At 44.8% G+C, this 21588-nt stretch carries 13 protein-coding genes; 7 read left to right on the top strand and 6 right to left on the bottom strand.

Annotated elements, in window-relative coordinates; all coding sequences use genetic code 11:
- Window positions 1–339 precede the first annotated feature (339 nt).
- Window positions 340–1662, top strand: coding sequence for a hypothetical protein (locus EXU57_RS05650; RefSeq protein WP_133267204.1), 1323 nt, complete (start codon window positions 340–342; stop codon window positions 1660–1662).
- 332 nt (window positions 1663–1994) lie between these two features.
- Here EXU57_RS05650 and EXU57_RS05645 read toward each other — a convergent pair whose 3' ends face one another.
- The gene (locus EXU57_RS05645; protein WP_133267203.1) at window positions 1995–3212 is read right to left on the bottom strand and encodes an amine oxidase; all 1218 of its coding nucleotides are present in this window, start codon (window positions 3210–3212) and stop codon (window positions 1995–1997) included.
- 363 nt (window positions 3213–3575) lie between these two features.
- Here EXU57_RS05645 and EXU57_RS05640 point away from each other — a divergent pair, with 363 nt between their 5' ends.
- Window positions 3576–4502, top strand: coding sequence for a hypothetical protein (locus EXU57_RS05640; protein ID WP_207955402.1), 927 nt, complete (start codon window positions 3576–3578; stop codon window positions 4500–4502).
- An 11-nt stretch (window positions 4503–4513) separates the two neighbouring features.
- On the opposite strand, the gene EXU57_RS05635 is transcribed toward EXU57_RS05640, so the two are convergent.
- Both EXU57_RS05635 and EXU57_RS05630 read right to left on the bottom strand, forming a co-directional pair.
- Entirely contained in the window at window positions 4514–5959 is a 1446-nt protein-coding gene (locus tag EXU57_RS05635) for an SDR family oxidoreductase (RefSeq protein WP_133267202.1), read from the bottom strand.
- The gene (locus tag EXU57_RS05630; protein WP_133267201.1) at window positions 5959–6654 is read right to left on the bottom strand and encodes an SDR family NAD(P)-dependent oxidoreductase; all 696 of its coding nucleotides are present in this window, start codon (window positions 6652–6654) and stop codon (window positions 5959–5961) included. Before EXU57_RS05630 ends, EXU57_RS05635 begins: the two co-directional genes overlap by 1 nt.
- A gap of 199 nt (window positions 6655–6853) precedes the next feature.
- On the opposite strand from EXU57_RS05630, the gene EXU57_RS05625 reads away from it, so the two are divergent.
- Window positions 6854–7252, top strand: coding sequence for a GlcG/HbpS family heme-binding protein (locus tag EXU57_RS05625; RefSeq protein ID WP_133267200.1), 399 nt, complete (start codon window positions 6854–6856; stop codon window positions 7250–7252).
- 373 nt (window positions 7253–7625) lie between these two features.
- Here the strand turns inward: EXU57_RS05625 and EXU57_RS05620 are convergent, their stop codons facing one another.
- Together EXU57_RS05620 and pta are read right to left on the bottom strand one after the other, a co-directional pair.
- Entirely contained in the window at window positions 7626–8825 is a 1200-nt protein-coding gene (locus tag EXU57_RS05620) for an acetate/propionate family kinase (protein WP_133267199.1), read from the bottom strand.
- A gap of 683 nt (window positions 8826–9508) precedes the next feature.
- Window positions 9509–11599, bottom strand: coding sequence for a phosphate acetyltransferase (gene pta / locus EXU57_RS05615; protein WP_133267198.1), 2091 nt, complete (start codon window positions 11597–11599; stop codon window positions 9509–9511).
- Window positions 11600–11877: 278 nt separating this feature from the next.
- Here pta and EXU57_RS05610 point away from each other — a divergent pair, with 278 nt between their 5' ends.
- On the top strand, window positions 11878–14871 hold the full coding sequence (locus EXU57_RS05610; protein WP_133267197.1) for a hypothetical protein: 2994 nt from the start codon (window positions 11878–11880) through the stop codon (window positions 14869–14871).
- A gap of 25 nt (window positions 14872–14896) precedes the next feature.
- On the opposite strand, the gene EXU57_RS05605 is transcribed toward EXU57_RS05610, so the two are convergent.
- Window positions 14897–15313: a response regulator gene (locus EXU57_RS05605; protein ID WP_133267196.1), complete on the bottom strand. Its 417-nt coding sequence runs from the start codon at window positions 15311–15313 to the stop codon at window positions 14897–14899.
- Between the two features lie 295 nt (window positions 15314–15608).
- Here EXU57_RS05605 and EXU57_RS05600 point away from each other — a divergent pair, with 295 nt between their 5' ends.
- The 3 genes from EXU57_RS05600 (at window position 15609) to EXU57_RS05590 (ending at window position 21558) form a co-directional block, all read left to right on the top strand.
- Window positions 15609–16211 (top strand): chemotaxis protein CheB, encoded by a 603-nt coding sequence (locus tag EXU57_RS05600; protein ID WP_133267195.1) that lies wholly within the window; start codon window positions 15609–15611, stop codon window positions 16209–16211.
- A gap of 61 nt (window positions 16212–16272) precedes the next feature.
- Window positions 16273–16560, top strand: coding sequence for a hypothetical protein (locus tag EXU57_RS05595; protein ID WP_133267194.1), 288 nt, complete (start codon window positions 16273–16275; stop codon window positions 16558–16560).
- 1224 nt (window positions 16561–17784) lie between these two features.
- On the top strand, window positions 17785–21558 hold the full coding sequence (locus tag EXU57_RS05590; protein WP_133267193.1) for a CheR family methyltransferase: 3774 nt from the start codon (window positions 17785–17787) through the stop codon (window positions 21556–21558).
- Window positions 21559–21588: the final 30 nt, after the last annotated feature.

Genomic DNA, 21588 nt, shown 5'->3' with positions numbered 1-21588 from the left:
AAGTGCAGTTTTTCAACTCCGAACCCTGTAAGTACACCACGCAGACGTGATTTGATTGTACCAACTTGACGATTACTCCCATCGGCAGGGCGCTCCGCCTTTCTTACCTCCGCATAACGAGATTCGTAAGTACAGGGCTAAAAATTGCTGTTTAGTAATGGGAAAATGCAAACTAAATACCGCGGTTAAGCAGCATATTAGTATTGCTTGAATAAAGGCCCTCTTCTTTTGTTTTAGGTGTGTAAAGTGGATTTGCGACTGCTAAATAAAGTCTAAAGCGGTTGTTATTTGACCGTACGATTAAATTCACCTCGCTAAAATTTATTTAATATTGCGCCTATGATGCAGATTTTGAAGATTGTACGATTCTTAAGTTTGCTGGTTATCCTGTCGATACCGGTTTTACAAGGAGCTGCACAGGAAGTTGTTCCGGTAAGGGATACCATCGTTAACCGGGATACTGTTCCAAAAATCGATACCGTCGTTGCTGTTGCTCCTATCCCTGAAGACACTACCCTCCGGATAACAAACCTGAATCCCTATATCACCCTGCACGTAGACTCCTCCCTAACTTACAAGCTGGACATCAACAAAGACGAGTCGGGCTTTTATTGGTTTTTGAGAAATGCACCCCTTGGCCTTAAAATCAACAAAGACAATGGCCTGTTATCATTCAAGGCGGAAAAATCCTTGTTTTTGTCAGGCAGGTTGAAATACGACAATGAATATAAAGTGAGATTGGGTGTTCAAAACCTTGCTAACCCGAAGGAAAAGGCAGATACTTTTTTTACGCTTGTTTTTTACAATACCGAAATCATTGTATCGAGGGTAAAGCCAACAGTGAGCAGCGTGTTGTATATCGATGAAGGCGACAGTTTAAGTTTCAAGGTGCAATGCGAACTCGGCAATTTCCCGATAGAAAATATTTCAACGACCACCAGCCTGCCCTTAAAAGATTACCGCGTAGTGCGTAAGTGTGATGATGACTTCAGTTGGAAGGTGCCCTACGATTTTATTAAAGATGGGGATACCACCAAACAGCGCTTACTGCTCGTAACATTTATCGGCACAAACAAATTTTTGGTAAGAGACACAGCAGTTGTGCGGATTTTTGTAAAAGATGCGTTGAACTACCCTCAACGTAACCTGGAATATCAAAAGGTTGCAAAAGACATAAATTACTACATACTTCAGCTTAAGTTCGCCTTTAAAGAACTCGATAAAAAAATCAAGAAAACAAAAAACACCCGAACAAGTTTTGACCTGGTGTCGGGTACAACAGCATTAGGTGGTACCGTGTTTTCAACCATGAGTAATGACGGGCAAAAACAAATCGGCAGAATTTTACCGAGTGTAGGAGTCGCACTGGTGCCTGTGAAAGAAGCTGTTTCCCCGGTTAAATCATATGAGCAAAACTCCGCGTCTCTTGTTCGAACCAGCATACGTCGACTTGAGTATTCACTATCGGATAACGCATTGTTAAACGAGCGGGATCCTGAAATACTTTTTAAAACAAAGAAGCTAAAAGACGACCTTAAACAAATACAGGTACAACTAATCGATATTCCAACACTCGATACCGGTACCCTCAGCGAAGCAGAGTTGAACAACTACTTTAACAGCCCCAAGGTGAACAAAAAGTACAAGGTTACCAAGAACTAATTACCACTTGTAACCTGGTGGCAGCCCAGCGTAAGTATTATAGTTAGATTGTTTAGATGATGTGCGATCGAATAATCGTCGTAGTGTAACGGGCACCCTGGATTAATGGCAGGTAAATAAATTACTTCAGACTTACATAACAAAGCTACCGCAGCGAAACATATCTGACCTGATGCTTAAGCATTTCTCGTTTATTTCCGTGTGCATATGCGGTTCGAACATCCAGTCTATTGAAATGCCCGTTGAGTGCACTTTTAAGTAATCAACGGGCATCGTAATCTTTTCACGTTTGAAGGGATTGATCGACCGTACGATCAAACAACGATTTGGAATCAGGCCATCGCAGCCTGTTTACCTGTATTACTGAAAGCTTTCCGCGTTCTATGGGTATGGCCACTTGTTAACAGTTCATGTATCCTTGTTTGGGCCAATTCAAGCGCCGTAGCATATGGTTCGTACAATATGCGTTTCGGAGGATTTCCGCCATGCTCTTCAGCATCCCATAATCCAGCGTTGTGCCATGGTGAAAGGTGGTCCCAATCCGGGCGGTCGATAATCGGGTACAAACAAACCCCGTACAGCGGCACCTTTTGCTCCAGTATACTAGCGCACTGATCGGCAATAAATTCGATCCATTGTGGACGATGTTCACCGGGATGGCTTGTTTCAGAAAGTACCATTGGCACATTGTAGCGCTCATAAGCAATGCGCATTAACTCATGTAGCGGCACCCACCGTGGATCGTTGTTTTCATTCGACCACGAAAGGTATTCAGTGCGCATTGGTGTGTACTGGTTGTCGTAATAGAAGTTGAACCCGAGCATATCAATATTTTCCGGCCTGCCACCGAGCTCGGGGCAAATACGGCCAAGTAACATGTCAACAGATTGAAACTGGTATTCGTGGAACCTGGCAGCCAATTCAATGTCTTCTTCAGACGGATCAACTGGCGGAACAACATTGACCATTGGCTCAGTGGTAAGGATAAGTGCTGTCGGATCCGCTTCTTTAATCGCAGCGACACCTTCTATATATGCTCGCATAAGACTATACTTTACCTCCCAACCCAGATTTATACAATACGGAGCGGTACCGCGGGCATCGCCTCCGAGCCACGATAAGAAACTCACTTCATTGATGGGGGTAATTACCAGTGGACCTGTTGGCTGAAGTTCGCGGTAAAACTCAACAAACGCCCTACAAACCGCGGCAAAACGTCGTGCAAACATCGGGTGAAGCGGGGTAAGGTCGTCGGGGAAACCAAAATGACAAATGTCCCAAACCTGTTGAATATGGTTTGCCTTTCCGTGTTCAATCATGGACTTAACCGTTGACCAATCGTACTGATAAGGCCGGGTTTCAACTTTACTCCAGCGAATGCCTTCCCTAACCGTACCGATATTAAACTGATGGAGGGAGCGGTAATCTTCGTCGATAAGCTGAAGGTGGCCGGTTACTTCCAGAAAATCTACCCGGTTACCAAAAGCATTTAGCTGATCGGTACACTCGTAACCAGCCATCCAGAAGCTTTTAAATGGATTTTGAAGCATGTGTAAGAGAACTTTAGAGGTTTTATTCGGGCACAGGGGTAATCAAACGCCCGAAAGTATGAACTGCGACAAACACGCTGGTTTGTCGTTTTGTTGATTTGATAATAAAACTTGTGCCAGTACGTCTTTTGACCAACTGTTTTTTAGAAGACCCTTTTTCCACTAGCCTGGTTCAACACCCCACATTCCTGTCCAGCTTACTGGCACCCACTTGTTTATGGTGTTGATGGGCGCCGACATGCTGGCTTAGCTAAAAAGCGACTAAAACAGGTTATTAATGGCTAATTAGGCTGCGTGCAGAAAAGTAACTTTATGATACGGTGTATCTGATCGGTAGTTACAAACAATACGTTCCGCGATAATATGAAAAATAAATTTAAGCCGATTCCTGTTTTAGCACTTGTGGCCTTATTGTTTGCCCGGCCTGGCGTTGCGCTCAGCCAAACTACTCCTTCACCTGCGACTTCCCCGAGCACAAAACCACTCATTAGTGATTACGCCAGCACCATGGTAACCAGGGTACCGGCCGAATTATCCCTTGATACGTTTTACCAGAAATATTCCGACGCGTATGGAATTCCGATTGTGTCGTCGGGCAAAGTGCCCGACGCGGCATTACTGATTGCCCGTGATATTGTCAATTATATGCTGGTTAAAAGGGCCGATATCAGGAATGCGCTGATTAACCGCAAAGCCCGGGTATTGGTTATGGCAGCCTCGGAAATGGAAACTGACTTGCCTGAAAGACGTGACTGGAAAAAGCCTGCACGCGACGACCGGCGCTTAACACCTGGTGAACGGGAGAACTATGACAAACCGGGCGGCATTGCAAGTATGAGTGATCGTGAGTATTGGAACCGTCGCGCCCGGGGAATGGGCGGCACTGTAACATCCTGTGCTGAAGAAAACCTGCTTGGTTATCCGGGAACGAGGTATTATGGTGAAAACATACTGGTACATGAATTCAGTCACAATATGATGGGCGCTTTGCGTTCGGCCGACTCTGCCCTGTTTGCCGAGATCGAACCCGCTTACCAGGCTGCCAAATCGAAAGGATTGTACAAAGGGCAGTATGCCATTAATACGGTAGCGGAATATTGGGCAGAGGGAACACAATGGTGGTTTTGGTCAAACTACGAGTTTTATGATGGGGAAACCCGGGTTCAAACACCTGAAGACCTGAAGTCATATGACCCAACGTTGTACCACATACTCGAACGCGTATATGCGGGTCATCGTAATCCTGCAGATGTATATTATGGGCGCAATGTGCGGCCGGCACGGCGCTAAAGACAGTAATCCTATGTAACGGTTGCTAACCTACTTTCTGCTGCTATGTTCCTGATCATTCCACGGAAAATAAAACCATGGAAGGGCAATACCGCGTACCAGTACAATCGCCCTGCAATACCCAGAGGCCGAAAAGTTGCGGTTTGCTCAAGTACATTGTCGGAATTGATTTTGAATTCCAGCCATGCTTCACCCGGCAGCCGCATCTCCGCATAAAGCAGCAGCCGCTTCTCCGTTTTACTTGCCAACAGAACCCGCCAGAAATCAAGGGTATCACCTGCCGATATCTCCGTTGGATGTTTTCTGCCACGACGAAGGCCCACACCTCCCGCCAATTTGTCGAGGTGCCCGCGAATACCCCATAACCAATTACCGTAGTACCAGCCATTGCTTCCACCGATTGCCCATATTCGCTTAAGCACTTTTGAACTGTCGGCAATTTTTAAACTGCGCTTGTCTTTAAAGCAACCGTTTACGGGTATCTCCATATGTTTCGAAATACCATAATACAATGTATTACTTGTAAGCGCGTCTTTCCAGCTTGATAATACCTGGTCCTGTTCTATCTTATCAAACGCCAGGGCAATGGCCCGTTTATAATTAATCAGGTTGATGCCAAGCAGGTCCTTCAGCTTATTCTCCTTGCAAACAACTTCTACCTTCATGCTGTCAACCAGGTTAACCGCAAGTGCATAAGAAGTAGATGTTACAAAATATAACCAGTAAGATGACAATCTTGGGGTCATAACAGGCACCACAAATATGCGGCGCTTTAATTTCCGAACTGCTGCGAATTGCAGCAACATCTGTTTATAGCTCATGATATCGGGGCCGCCAATGTCGAAGCTTTGCTTGTATGTTTCTCCCCTTAAAAGGACTCCATAAAGAAACTCGATAACATTTCTGATGGCTATAGGCTGACAAAGCGTTTCCACCCAGCGAGGTGTTATCATCACCGGCAGCTTTTCCACCAGGTCGCGAATGATTTCAAACGACGCACTACCTGATCCCACGATTATACCTGCCCTTAGGGTGGTTAACGCATAAGTTCCTTGTGATAGTACCTCTTCAACTTTCTTTCGCGACTCGAGGTGCTTTGATAGCTTTTGTTCGTTGATGATCCCGCTGAGGTAAATCACTTGTTTTGCAGCTGTCTGGCCGATTCTTTCCCGAAAATGTAGCGCGGTAGTTTCTTCAAGTTCCTTAAAGTCTTCGCCTGTGGTAGACATAGAATGTATCAGGTAATATGCTGCATCGATGTCGTCGGGTATAGCCTTGAGGGTTTCTTTGTCGAGAAAGTTTACCTGGATTACTTTAAGGTTGTAGCTCGCATATTTTTCTGTGTTAAAGCGGTTGGCATCGCGAACACAACAAATTACTTCATGTCCGTTTTCAAGCAAGACAGGTAACAGCCGTTGTGCAATATAGCCGGTGGCACCGGTAAGTAGAATTTTCATCAGGTCAGTTTCAGGTTTGATAATCCACCATCAACATGCAACACCTGCCCGGTCATCCAGGTGGCCTCCGTGAGCAGGAATGAGGCAGCCCTGGAGATATCACCCGGCAAACCAATCCGTTTAAGCGGATGGCGCTGAATGCTTGCATTTCGCTTTTCATCAGTACTCAACAATGCTGCAGCTAAAGGTGTATCGGTAATTGATGGTGCAATGCAATTCACCCTTATCGCAGGCGCAAGTTCAGCTGCGAGTGAACGCGTGAGTCCTTCAATGGCACCCTTTGATGCCGACACAAGTGAATGAAAGCTAAACCCAGACTGTACTGCAATCGTTGAAAAAAATAACACGGCCGCGTTGCCACTTTGCTTGAGGGCCGGCAATACCAACTGCAAAACCTTAACCGCACCAATTACCTGCAGTTCGTAATCGGTAACAAAATCAACCGGCTTTATCCGTGCAAATGGCTTCAGGTTAATGGTACCGGGACAATAAACCAATCCTTCCAACTCAGCAGGTAAAAAGTTTAGCGAGAAATCATCCGATGAAACATTTAGCTGATGATAGCTGACCCGTTCACTGTCCGCGCTTTCATGTTTGTTGAAAGTTGCATATACCCGGTGTCCTTCAACATCAAGCTCCTGAACGATTGCCTTGCCGATACCTGAGGAGCCTCCTATGACTAAGAAATTTTTCAAACTGTTTTTTGTTACAAACAGCGTTGTCCCGTATTTTGTTCAGTTAGGGCAGGGCCGTACCCCGGAGAGTAAAGGACTTCCCGTTTCCGCGACTGAGATCGTTAGCTTGAATGTTTACAGGAAACAAAATAGGGGAAGGCTTGTTATCTGGCGATTGACTGCATTATATTTATCTTCACAAACATCAAAACTCAAGATTATGAACATTACCCTGGCACAGGCACAAGCTGTTGTAAAAGCGGCACTCGACAAATCGAAAAAATTGAAATTACAAATGAACGTTGCGGTGGTAGATGCAGGTACCAACCTGGTTGCATTTTCCCGCATGGATGATGCCTGGCTTGGATCCATTGATATCGCGATCAAAAAGGCGAAAACGGCACGCTACTTTAATATGAATACGGGGGAAATCGGTAAACTTTCACAGCCTGGCGGACCCTTGTTTAACATCGAACATTCCAACCTGGGACTGATCACCTTTCCCGGTGGTGTATTGCTAAAGCAAGGTGAAGAAATTATTGGTGCGATTGGCGTTTCAGGCAGTACGGTGGAAAACGACCATGCAGTTGCCGAGGCCGGCGCATTGGTACTTGGATAATCGCGGGCAAAGAAATGGTTAGTGGAGGGTAAGCTCTTGCTTACTTTTCACTTTACCATCCCCTCGTTTGGATCTTTTTTGGATACCAGCATTTGCTTTCTATGGCATCAACGTTGCGTCGCAAGCACTTCATCGGCAAACCAATGGGCATCTTCGGTTTTTAGGCTCGAAGTGCCAATTAATTCTCTTGCAGGTTTAAATTAATACCACCTGTGCGTACACCCTAAGGCTACTTATGTCGCACGGGCAGCTTGTCAACGACGCATTGTATTTATATGCACAACCAAGGTCAACGACAATAAACCGTTATTCATCCTGCGAACATAACTTTATTAGCTGCCGGTTATTCATGCAGGAACAGCAAACATCTGCATTATCCCACATGCAATAGTTCATAACACTGCCGGGCTATTTCCAACTCTTCGTTTGTGGGTATCACCAGTACTTTTACTTTCGCATTTGCAGGGTTGATCTCCCTTAGTTCACGTGATTTTTGCAGGTTGTTTGTTTCACTGATTTCAATGCCCAGGTAATTAAGTTCAGCGCAAATCAATGCCCTTATTCCGGGATCATTTTCGCCAACTCCCGCAGTAAAAACGAGCGCATCTACCCCGTTCATTACAGCAACATAAGAGCCGATATACTTCTTTACCCGGTAAGCATAAATAGCGTAAGCAAGCCTCGCGTGATCATCGCCTTGTTCCATTGCTTTTATGATGTCGCGCATGTCGCTAAAACCGGTGAGTCCAAACATGCCGCTGCGCTTGTTTAACAGGTTGTTCACCTGTTCGCTATCAAAGCCCATTTGATTGATGAGGTGAAAAATAACGGCAGGATCAATGTCGCCCGACCGGGTTCCCATCACCAGCCCGCCAAGTGGACCAAAGCCCATACTGGTATCGATAGATTTTCCGGCATTTACCGCAGCCATGCTGCAACCATTCCCAAGGTGGATGGTAATGATTTTTGCGTCAGCTTTACCAAGGTGTTCCATGGCCTTAGCGGCTACGTATTTATGACTGGTTCCATGAAAGCCATAACTACGTATGCGCATCTCGGTATAAAAATTTTGTGGTATGGCATAACGGAAAGCTTTATCGGGCATGGTTTGGTGAAACGCCGTATCAAAAACGGCAACCTGTTTTGCCGAAGTAAATATTTTTTCAGAATGTTCTATCCCGGTATAATTTGCCGGATTGTGCAGGGGTGCAAGCGAAAAAAGTTTTTTGATCTCTGCTTTTACTTCATTGCTGATGATGACTGTTGCAGCAAAACTTTCACCCCCATGTACCACCCTATGCCCTACTGCTACAATTTCCGCCGGGTCGTTAATGACACCAAATGTAGGATCCGTCAAAAGCTTTTTTATTTCCATCAACCCAGCTTCATGGTCAGCAATTTCCATGTTCAGCTTAATTACTTCTTCTTCACCTTTAAAAACCTTGTGCGTGATAATCGCATTATCTAAACCAATCCTTTCTATCAATCCACTGCAAACAGGTTGCTCCCCCGGCATATTAAATAGCTGGTACTTGATTGAACTGCTGCCGGAATTAAGAACAAATATATTCATGGTGTTTGGGTGAGGCGTTAAGAATAAATCCTGAGTTTTAGGGCCTGTTTAAGATGTGTTGAATGTGACAAATTACCGCTGGAATTAAACATTTTAATCTAATGAACTCAGACACATGATTAAGGGATAATATTCTAATTGGTGTCGTTTAAGGTTCGTGTTTAGCTTCTTATTTATAATTGCGCAATTGTTAATGAACAAATTCCGTTGTTAGTTTAAAAATTATAGGCATAAACCCGCTTAATATGCAATTAGAAAGACGTTCTCCCAAGTGCCGAACAGCGTTACTGCCGTACAAGGGAGTGACACAACCGGAGCCTGATCGCGCCTCCACCGCTGGTCCCAAAAAAGAGCTTGTATTTATTCCGCTAAACGATGAATTATGTTTCAATGTCGTTTACTTAAGCTGTCTTTGTTGAACCAAGCCCAATTTTTTTTAGATTGTAGATTGTGGCCACTACCGGGCATATTAAGTCTGCAACGGGCTTAACTAAACAACATTGAACAGGTAACCCATTGCAATAAAAATAATCCGGAAATACCTTTGTTATTAATTTAAGGCGTTTTACCTGTAAAGCCGTCGAATGTCAGACACAATTAATCAGCGTCATCTATAAACTATTATAATTATTCAGACTTCTATTTTTTACTTTTTAATTTTTACTTTTTACTTTTTAATTCTCTCACTCCTGCGCCTGTATCGCAGTAATCATTACGGTATTAAATATATCATCAACGGTACAACCACGGCTAAGATCATTTACCGGTTTATTCAACCCCTGTAACATCGGCCCGATGGCGAGTGCACCGGTTTCGCGCTGTACCGCTTTATAGGTATTGTTACCGGTATTAAGGTCGGGAAAGATCAGCACACTCGCTTGCCCTGCAACATCTGAACCGGGCAGCTTTTGTTTACCTACAGCGGGATCAACGGCAGCATCATATTGTATTGGTCCTTCAACCTTAAGGTCTGCCTTAGTTTCTTTGACGATCTGTGTTGCCCGTCGTACTTTTTCCACGTCTGCTCCCTCACCCGAGGTACCCGAAGAATAAGAGAGCATGGCAATTCTTGGTTCGATCCCAAACCGCTGGCTGCTTTCTGCTGATGAGATGGCTATTTCGGCCAGCTGTTCTGCGGTTGGATTTGGGTTTACCGCACAATCGCCAAACACCGAAACCCTGTCGGGCAGGCACATGAAGAATACCGAAGAAACGGTGTTTACACCAGGCTTTGTTTTTATAAATTGAAGGGCCGGACGGATGGTGTGCTGGGTGGTATGAACAGCACCGGAAACCATGCCGTCAGCATGGCCTTTATGTACCATCATCGTACCAAAATAAGATACGTCCGTCATCAGGTCACGTGCCATCTCGAGGGTAACATTTTTTGTTTTGCGCAACTCAAACAGTGTATTTACATAATCGTTGTAATGATCAGCATTTGCCGGGTTTATTATCCTGATCTTATTTAAATCGATTTCCAGTCCCAAACGTTTTATGGAAGCCGAGATTTCACCGGGATCTCCAAGCAAGGTGAGTTCAACAATTTCCTGGCTCAGTAATCTTGCAGCGGCTTTTAAAATTCGTTCATCGTTTCCTTCAGGCAGCACGATATGCTTACGGACCGACTTAGCCCACTTAGCAAGCTGGTACTGGAACATATGCGGGGTGATGCCCTCTGGTTTGAAAGTAACAATTCGCTTATCAAGTGCTTTTACATCCACATACTTTTCGAAGGTGCTTATGGCAAGCTGAATTTTTTTGGGGTTATCAGGGTTCATCCGCGACTGAATGGAGCCCACAAGATTGCTGGTTAAGAATGTGCCGGTATCAACAGCGATAATTGGTACTACCGATTGCAAACCATTGATCAATCGCATGATTGGTTCTTCAGGTTCGGAGCCTCCGGTAAGAACAATTCCCGCAACCTTGGGATAACTGCTGGAGAGATTGGCCTGTAGTGCGCAAATGATAATATCGCCTCGATCTCCGGGTGTTACGATTAATACATTTTCCTTGATGTGGTTCAAAAAGTTCGGCACCTGCATCGCACCGGTGATAAAATGATCAACCTGGTTAGACAACTGTGCCTCGCCAAAAATGAGCTTACCTCCAATATGGTCCTTAATCTCCTTCATCGTGGGGCTCTGAAGTCCTTTTTGTTCGGGTATCACAGCCAGAATCACTTCATTGGGCATTTGAGCCGTTAACAATTCCCGAACATCGTCCTGTTGATCTGGTTTAACTTTGTTTACAACAATGGCCATGATCTGCGCCTCACGAACATGAAAGTTGTGCAGTACCGTAAGCACCATATTAACGACCTGCGCAGTTGTTTTGCCGGTGCCGGACACCACTATGATTACCGGCGCGTTTATATTTTTTGCAATGGTGATGTTGGTTTCGAATTCAAAGGCTGTTCCTTCTCCGCGAAAGTCGCTGCCTTCTATGATGGTGAAGTCATACTCCTCTTCGAGTTGCTTTACCTTGCGAATGATGGTATCGATCATTTCGCCCGGGTTACCACTTTCCATCTTTTGCATGGCCTGACTTCGGGTAAATGCATAGGTGTCCTCATAGCTAATGGGCAGTCCAAAGTAACTTAGTGCGCTATCAATGTTCGCATCCCTTTTTTCGGCAGGATTAGCGTTGATGATCGGTTTGAAATATGCAACCTTTTGTGCCTTGCCAAGCAGCATATTTGCAAGACCAAGGGTGACCATTGATTTGCCGCTATACGACTCGACACTGGCAATAAAGATGTTTTTTGTCATGCTAAGAATTTAAAAAAGTACAAATTATGGACTAAACAGTCCACAGCTCATTTTTAAAACGGTTTGCTGCTAAGGTTTAGTGAATTGCGCCGGCACCAGCCCTTAACCCGATTAAGCCCCATGCAATATATGCACCGCCTCTTTGTATGCGCCGTTGATATTCTCTTCCTGAATTTTAAAACAGCCGCTGATCATATGCCCGGCGGTTGCGCAAACATGCGGAAATAAATTGTATTATATTGTGAGGACATCCTTACTGCCTACCCTCAAAGCCGTTTATGAGAAAGATTTACAACCTCCTCTTTTTGCTTTTCGTCAGCTCTTTAGCAGTTGCACAAGTTTCCGTAACAGCAACCCTTGCAACGCCCGGGCCTACAAATTACAGCAATGTAAAGGCTGCTTTTGATGCAATCAACAGCGGCCTGCATCGTGGAAGCATTACCATTGAAGTAACAGGTACGACCATTGAGACCACACGTGCCACAATTAATGCAAGCGGTACCGGGAGCGCCCTATATAATGCAATTACCATAAAACCGGCCGGTGGAGCGAGTGCAATTTCCGGTGATGTTGCCGGGGCATTGATAGACCTGAACGGGGCAGACAATGTTACCATTGATGGTCTTAATACAGGTGGAAACAGTCTTACAATCTCAAACTCCAATAGTACTGCCGGTGCTGAAGTATGCACCATACGCTTTACAAACGATGCGACGAATAACCTCGTTAGCCGGGTAACCATCAGCGGCGCCAATGTTAGTACTGCTTCAGGAACGGTGCTGTTTGGTACCGGCACAGCTACGGGTAACGATGATAATACCATCTCCAATTGTACGATTGCAGATGTTGCAGGCGGGAATCCCGTTAATGGCATCTACTCACTTGGCAATGTAACCCCCGGTGTAGAAAACAGTGGTAATACGATTAGCGGTAACCATGTCGCCAACTTTTTTCACCCGGACCTGGGCACGGCAGGCATCTTATTGGCTGGTGGAAACACCGACTGGCTGATTTCGGCCAACCGCCTTTTTCAAACAGCAGCCCGTACTTTCACTACTGCCGGTGTGCACCGGGCAATTCAGATAACAAGCGGAAATAATTATCGCATTCTTGGGAACATAATCGGTTATTCATCCGCGGCCGGCACCGGTACTTATATACTGGGTGGATCAGTTGCCACGCGTTTTCTGGCCATTGATTTAGCTGTGGGTACGTCCCCGGCTACCAGCGTACAAGGTAATGTGATTACCAGCTTTTCTTTTGCCACAACTCATATTGCGAGCTCCGCAAGTGGGATCTGGTCAGCGATAAATATAACAAGCGGCAATGTAAATGTGGGAACAGAAACCGGTAACATGGTAGGAAGTACATCTGGAACAGGAAACATCTTTATTCAACCCCAGGTCGCGGGTACGCTCACTGTTGGTATCACCTCATCGAGTGCGGGAGACATCAACATCTCCAACAATCTAATCGGAAGTATTACCGTTCAACCCACTGGTGTCCTTTCCGGCAACCTGCTGGGTATTCAAACACAAGGTGCAGGGGGAACCGTTTTCATCAGGGCCAATACGATCGGTAACACAGAAACGGCAAATATGCGGGTAGGGTTACCGGGTACAACAACCGGTAATGGCATAGTGCGTGGCATTCTTAATTCAAACATGGGCGTAATTACGATTGTCAGCAATACCATCCGCAACCTTACACACAATAGCAATAATGCACTTGCACTTTTCAGGGGTATCGAATGCCAGCAGGGAGAGGCAATTATTTCTGCTAATAACATTACCAATCTATCGGCTAATGGAACAAGCACATCTGTGCTCTTGCAGGAAGGTGTCGGCATTCTTTTTTCTACCGGTTCACCCGGCGGACTTATTACCGACAATACCATCACTAGTCTTAATGTTGTTAATGCATCGGCCGGCGCCGGTACGGTGGTATCGGGAATATACCTATCCAGCGCAATTGCAGGAACCACAATAACACGCAACAAAATCTATGGCTTCTCTAATGCCAGCACTGCTTCAAGCCCAACAACACCTGGGGTGATCTGTGGCATCTATTGTCGTGATGCGAGTACATCGTCGGCGCTGACGATTGCCAACAATATGATCTCCTTTGGTGCAAACCAGACAACCAATACGGCGATTATTGGAATTTGGAACCAGGTAGCTTCTGCTGCAAACTATACAGAGCACATTTATTATAATAGCATAAACATCACTGGAATAGTCATCACGGGGGCACAACCGTCTTTTGGTTTTTACCGGGGCGACTTTACCAACACTGCTTTTACTACACCAAACGTGCAACTCAGGAATAATATTATCACCAATACACGAGGTGGTGGTACCGGCAAGCATTATACCTTGTCAAACAGCTACCCGTCACTAAACAGCAGTGCAACAGGCTGGGTTTCAAACGCATCGGATAATAATGTTTTGGTTGCGAACCCCGGCACCATCGGCTATTGGTCGGGCGATAGAATTTTTGAAGCATGGCAGAGCATTTCTGCCGGAGATGCTAACAGCGTTACCGGGGTAACCGTGAATTATATCGACCCTTTGTCCGACCTGCATCTCGTTCCCTCCAGGAATGCTGCAATTGACAATAAAGGTGCTCCTATTGCCGGGCAAATAAGGGACTTTGACAACGAACTCAGAAATGCTGTAACTCCAGACCCCGGAGCCGACGAGTTTACCTTTAATGCCTTGTCGGTTTCGGTAGAATACTTTAAAGGAAGAAAACTGGTGCAGTCGAATCAACTTGCGTGGAAAGCTTCCTGCACCGCTTCTGAAGTTTTGTTTGATGTAGAACGCAGTGCGAATGGCCGTGTTTTCGAGATCGTCGGTTCGATCAGGGCTTCACGCGAACGATGTGCACAACCTTTTGACTTTACAGATTCAAAACCTTTATCCGGCTTAAATCATTACCGGCTTAAAATGACCGAGATTGATGGTGGTGTATATTATTCTCCCATGGTAAGCATCGGCGGCAAAACACTTCAGCCTGAGTTAACCCGTTTTAGTCCTACATTACTTGAGAACAATGTTGGAACTCTGACTACGTACTCCGAAAAAGCACAAACGCTAACCGTGATTGTAAACGACCTTTCCGGAAAACTGATTCACCGGCAGTTGCATTCCGCTGCTGAAGGTATTAATCAAGTTCGGTTGACCTTTAGTAACCTGCCGGCCGGAGTATACCCGGTAAGGGTTTGTTCAAGTGATGGCAACTGCATTAGTACGCGTTTTATTAAGCAGTAAATTATGCCCATATTGAGGTGCAATATCATCCTACCGGGTGGCTGCAAAGCTGCCAATAAGTAATAATTGCCCTTAATAATTCTACCAGGTCATCAAAATTTGTGGGTTTGATGAAGTACCCCTGCGCACAAAGCGCATAAGCATGCCTGATATGCGGGGGAGCATCGGAGGTTGAAAGGAATAAAAACGGGATGGTTTTAAGTCTGTGCTCCTCATTTTCATATAGCGCTCTTCTCAGATTTAAGCCATCCAAAAGGTGCATGTTTACGTCGCATAAAATAAACAGTGGCTGGGATTTTAATTCCTGGAGGTAAGCTAGTGCCTTTGTTGAATCATCGAAAATAATCACATCGCTATCGAACTTAAGGTGTTCAAGCACTTGTTGCATGAGTTCAATATCGTCGTGGTCGTCGTCAACAATTATAATAGGAAAAGGCCGCATGATATACCTGGATTTAAGTTATGACATCAAAAAGAATGCTTAAGGTAATTGTTCTTACCTCTACGAAAGAAGTAGTTTGGTACGAAATGTTGATTATTTACGCACTGTTGTTCTTAGACCTGCTATACCTACTATCTGTACAAAACTATTTACACCGTTTTAAAGATCAAAATCATCTTTCTGTGTCGAAAACTTACAGCTTAAGGGAATAGATTGGTAGTTGTCCGGGAGAAAAAAGTTGTGCGTTGACAAAAGGAAATCACGTGGTAATCCACTTATGTTGTATCTTGAATAAGTGAAGGAAATAATCATTGTAGCATTGGGCTTTTCTGCCGGCGGCCTAAATCCGCTGAAGAAATTCTTCAATGCAGTATTGCACGATCATGTATCATATATCATTCTTCGTCATATACCAAAAGGGTATCAAAGTGCACTCCAGGAAATCTTACAGCGGCACTCGAAGCTGACCATTGTAGAAGCGACAGATGGCATGAAAATTAAGAAGGATGTGGTATATATCACTCCTCCGTTTGCCCACATGACTGTCAGGAACGAAACGCTATATCTACATACCCGCAGGCTTGAACCTGGTGGAAACTGGGCCGTTGATATTTTTTTAAATTCTCTGGCCGAAACAGACGGCAATAGAATTGCAGTGATTTTGTCAGGTGCAGGCTCAGATGGCTCTAAGGGGATTGTAAAATTAAAATCCGCCGGGGGGTTGGTACTTGTGCAAACACCGGAGTCGTGCGAACATGCCTCAATGCCGGAAAACGCTATTGCAACGGGAACTGTTGATTATATAACCGAGCCCGGCAAAATGCCGGAGATAATTCAACAGCACGTTGAAACGATTATGGATACTTTGCAGCCCTTTAAAAACAATGGCACGGTTTAATAGCAAGTGCAGTTTAGGTTTGAGGTACAATTCAACCCACTATTCTTATAATTCCAACATCATGGACAAACATGACCCAACCCAAAAAAGAAATCACCTGTCGCCCACATCCGTTATTGCACCAACCGTGTTTAGCATCCCAATAATGTACGAGGATGGATGTATCGAAAGGGACAGGGATAAATACCAAAGGATCCAGGAACTTCAAAAAAGTTATGAGGAATTGCAGGAAAAGATAAAAGAAGTGTTCGCAAAACATCAATTACAATGTGAGCGTACCAAGTTTGCCATCTTACAAAGTAATGAAACCGTAAATCGTTTCTTTAAGAAGAAAACCGAAAGGGCTTAATTAACCGGGTCGTGTAAACCAGTGTCAAAGAATTATTTTACACGGCGAAGGTGGCTCGGTTCTGATACCAGCACCCTGTTTCTACGTTTTGAACATATGTTCGGGGGAGCTAACCTTTTTGAACTTTCTACTGGTTGCTACCTCCCCTGGGAGCTTAGATTTCCGTTTTCGCTGCTATATTCCAAATACTGGTCTTGCATTTCAGCCGCAGCTCCCAAATACTCGAAGCCATTCTTAATTTTTATTCGTGAAATCAGGTAACGTCTTCGCAGGCCAGTACATCTGCCCCACGTATGTTGATCACCGATAGATCAAATGAGCCTTCTTTTCAACAAGTGCACAAAGCGCTTGTCATTACCAATCATAATACGGTGTCTTTAGTTAGATAAACTCTTTTGGACCAAGCCGCAGTTTTTTAATTGTAAATCGTTGCCGCCGTGCCCCCAATTTATTGGCATACGCGTCAACCTTATTTTCTCAAAAAAGACTCCGGTGATTTGGATGTAAGCGCTTTCGCTTACCTGGCCAGACCGTCACTGGCACGTCTATTCGCGTAATCCGCTTTGATCTTCGCTCATCCGGCCTTATAAAAATGGCGTGAAGAAAATTGACTAATGTCTCGTTAAGCAGCGAAAATCCTGAGTTCTAGCCCAATGCTATTCATAAGTCTCCGGCGATAAAAGACAAAAAGACCATGCTTTAGCTTTTTCGCTGTAGAGACATTGGGCAATTTTTAGCCAATTTCTATACAGCCTTGATCTTTCTTTGGTTACTTTCTTTGCATCAAGGCAAAGAAAGTGACAAACGAGCTTTCTGGAATGCTCAAGCTCTTGCCCGTCCTGCATTACAGCTCATTATTCGATAATTAAGGTTGACGCCTATGCCAATTCATTAGTGGGTCGCCCACCCGTCCGAACGGGTTAAGCCGGGCGCCCGCCCGTATGAACTACGTTCGGGCGGGGGCTTGTACTGTATACCGTTAATGGGTAAGTTAAGCCGGCAAGGGGTTTAACTAAACGACGTTGAAGCATAATACCCCATCCGCAGGCTAAAGAATTCACACAAGAGATAAATGTGTTTAATACTCTAAATGAATGCATAGGGCTTTATACCTGATATTATTTGTCTTTCTGTTACATTAGGCGTGAATTTTGGCAAAGGATCAACGACATTGCATAATAGTAGACTTATCGTGCAGATTTAAAATATTGAGCGTAATCAGTTATGCATAAAGAGCAAGAAAATAAACAGATTGCGGAAGAAAACCGGGTCTTTTTTCCCCTGGTTGTTATTGGTGCCGGCGAAGGTGGGGTGGAAGGTTTAACCGAGTTGTTCACTCAGTTGCCTGCAAATACAGGAATGGGGTTTGTCTATATCGAAAACGCGCAGAAGAAACCCAAACATGCTGTTGAGAAGCTGTTACAACAGGCAACTACAATGGTAGTGTCAAGGGTTTCCAAACCTGTAACCATTCTTAAAGATCACGTATATATTTTGCCCCCGGATGCTACTGTGACGATTAACAACGGGGTGTTAACACCGAACGAAACCGAGCCATCTAATGCACCCAGATTGGTAATTGACCAGTTTATGTTGCATGTGGCGGAAACCTGGAACGCACGTTCAATTGGGATCGTTTTATCGGGCGTAATGGAAGATGCAGCGCTTGGTCTCAAGGCGATCAAGAGCGCGGGAGGGATTACTTACGCACAGGACGAATCAGCACCCTATCCAACAATGCCAAGAGCTGCAATTGCACAGGGCTCGGTTGATAATATACTACCGCCAGCTGAAATGGCAAAAGAACTCGACAGGTTAAGCAAACTACCCGGCTTACAGTTGTTTTATGCCGATAATGATGAAAGTCCCTTACTCGAGGAGCAGCAGCAACTCAGTGGCAAAATTGAAGAATTGGAACCCGTCGCGCCCATTCTCCAGATGTTGAAAATTGTTGTCGGGGTCGACTTTACCCACTACAAGGAAAATACGATCAAACGACGCATCCTGCGCAGGATGATCCTTTTCAAAATGGAAAGCGTTAGCGCATACCTCGACTACCTAAAGAAGAATAAGAGTGAGATCCACAGTTTGTACAACGATTTACTGATTAACGTGACCCACTTTTTTCGCGATCCCGATGCTGTGGAACTGCTATCGGGAACTATTCTCCCGCAACTGTTAAATGACAGATCTTATGAGAACCCGCTGCGTATTTGGGTTCCCGCTTGTTCAACAGGCGAAGAGGCCTATTCTATGGCAATGCTCATTATAGAAGCTATGGGCGACAGGCCTAATCTCCAGGCTGTTGAAATTTTTGCGACTGATCTTAGTGAGCAGGCCATTACCAAAGCACGTATCGGGGCTTATGCAATAAACGATCTCGGGCAGGTTTCGCCTGAACGATTACAAAAGTTCTTTAGTAAAATCGATGGGCATTACCGCATCAATAAGTCAATAAGAGATATGTGTGTTTTTGCACCACAAAATCTTTTTAAAGACCCACCTTTCTCACGCATCAACCTGGTTAGTTGTTGTAACCTGCTGATCTACCTCGATATCGTACTTCAGAAAAAGATCATGGCAAATTTCCACTATGCCCTTAAGCCAAATGGATACCTGTTATTGGGAAAGTCTGAAACAACCAACAGCTCATCAAACCTGTTCGTACAGATAGATAAAAAAGTAAAGATTTACCAAAAGAAAAATGACACCGCATCGCGCGCGATGTTTGAGCTCAATTATCACTTACCAACTACAGAACCCCCGCCGGTTGTTCCCAGGAGAGAAGCTCCGAAGATGATCAACACCGATAAAAACGTTGATAAGATCATCGACAACCTCTTGCTTACACAGTTCGCAAAAGCTGCTGTAGTGGTAAGCTTCGATATGGAGATTGCACAATTCCGGGGTTCAACCGGCTTGTACCTTGAACCGTCTCCGGGAAAAGCAAGCCTGAATCTAATTAAGATGGCCCGCCCCGGACTCGCCCTGGAATTACGTAACGGGGCACACCAGGCAATTAAGGAAAACAGGCACATCGAAAAGAACGGCATTGAGATCAACTATAAAGGCAACATGCACCGGGTGGGTTTCGAGATTATTCCTCTCCTGAACTATACAAATGAAAAGCTTCTGCTGATCGTTTTTGATGAACAAAAGTTTTCATCGCTTCCCGAAAAGGCCAGCTTAACAAAAGACCGGAAGCTCAAACAAGTCGAAGCCGAACTGATATCTTTACGGGAGGACATGCGATCTATTGTAGAGGAACAGGAAGCAGCTAATGAAGAGTTGCAGTCGGCCAATGAAGAAATCGTTTCCAGCAACGAGGAATTGCAGAGCATTAATGAAGAACTGGAAACTTCAAAAGAAGAACTGGAGTCGAGCAATGAAGAATTGCTTACGATTAACCAGGAACTTCAAATGCGCAATGAGCAACTTGCTGAGTCGCAGGAGTACACCGAATCGATTATCTACACCATACGTGAGTCGGTACTGGTGCTTGACAGTTCCTTACGCATCAGGGTGGTAAACCGCGCATTTTACAACACCTTTAAAGTTCGGGAAGAAGATACCGAAGGCAAGTACATCTTCGAAATGCATAAACGGCAATGGAACATCCCAAAACTGAAGGAGCTGCTCGAGGTTTTGTTACCCTCAAATGGCTACATCAACGGTTATGAGATTAAGCATTCTTTTGATAGTATTGGTGAAAAAGTATTGCTCCTGAACGCAAGGGTAATTAAACAGAAAGTACACCGCCAACAATTTGTATTGTTGGCCATCGAAGACATTACCGAACACCGGCAAGCAGAACGATTATTGGAAGAACGTGAGGCATGGCTGAGAAATATGACCGACAATGTTCCCGTCATGATCTGGGTTGCAGGAGCAGACAAAAATTTTACTTACCTCAACAAAACCTGGCTGGAATTCACAGGCAGAAACCTGCGACAGGAAATTGGCATCGGGTGGACCGAAGGTGTTCATAAAAGTGACCTTGAGCATACCTTAACCACTTATCACGAAAGTTTCGAACAGCGATCACCATTCAGGATAGAATACCGGATGAAAAGAAAGGACGGTGAGTACCGATGGATACTTAATCATGCAGTCCCAACCTTTAGTGCCGATGGCGAATTTACAGGCTACACCGGTTCATGTGTCGAAATACACGATAAAAGACTCATGAATGATGAATTGGAAAAACGGGTACACGAGAGAACCCAGGCATTGCAGGAATCTAATATCAAGCTCGAAAAGTCAAACAACGAGCTGCAGCAATTCGCATATGTCGTAAGTCATGATCTACAAGAGCCGCTGCGGAAGATCGTGACCTTTTCTAACCGCATCAAAGAACAGCAGGAATCAAAGATACCTTTCGAAGGTAAGGACTATCTCGACAAGATTTCTACCTCAGCCGAACGGATGCGGGGCCTGATCGACGATCTTTTAAATTTCTCCCGGATTACCCGGATCGGGGCTGGCTTTGTACAAACCGATTTGAACCAGGTGGTAAAAAATTCACTTGCTAACCTCGATCTGCTGATACAGGAAACAAATACGGAAATCAGCGTTGAACCACTTCCAAAGGTTAATGCTGTACCGGTTCAAATTAACCAGTTATTCGACAACCTCATCGGCAACGCGATCAAGTTTGTACGAACCGGTTTCAACCCCGTTATCCGTATTACATGTCGTATGCTTACGAAAACAGATATCGAAGGTTTAACCCGGTTAAAGCCAGCCGGCACTTACTACGACATCATGTTCTCAGACCAGGGTATTGGCTTCGATCCCACATTTGCTGAGCAGATATTTGTAATTTTTCAACGATTAAATCCGGTTGGTAACTATGCAGGTACAGGTATCGGGCTGGCGCTTTGCCGGAAGATAGCAGAGAATCACGGTGGGTGGATATATGCAGAAAGCAAAGAAAATGAAGGGTCCATATTTCATCTTATTCTTCCATCAACAAAAATGAACGGCGACGCTGAATAGGATAATCGATCAAACTTCTAAGAAGGGCCA

Source organism: Segetibacter sp. 3557_3 (assembly GCF_004354985.1).
Lineage (GTDB): Bacteria > Bacteroidota > Bacteroidia > Chitinophagales > Chitinophagaceae > Segetibacter.
This window is presented reverse-complemented; position numbering and strand designations above follow the sequence as displayed.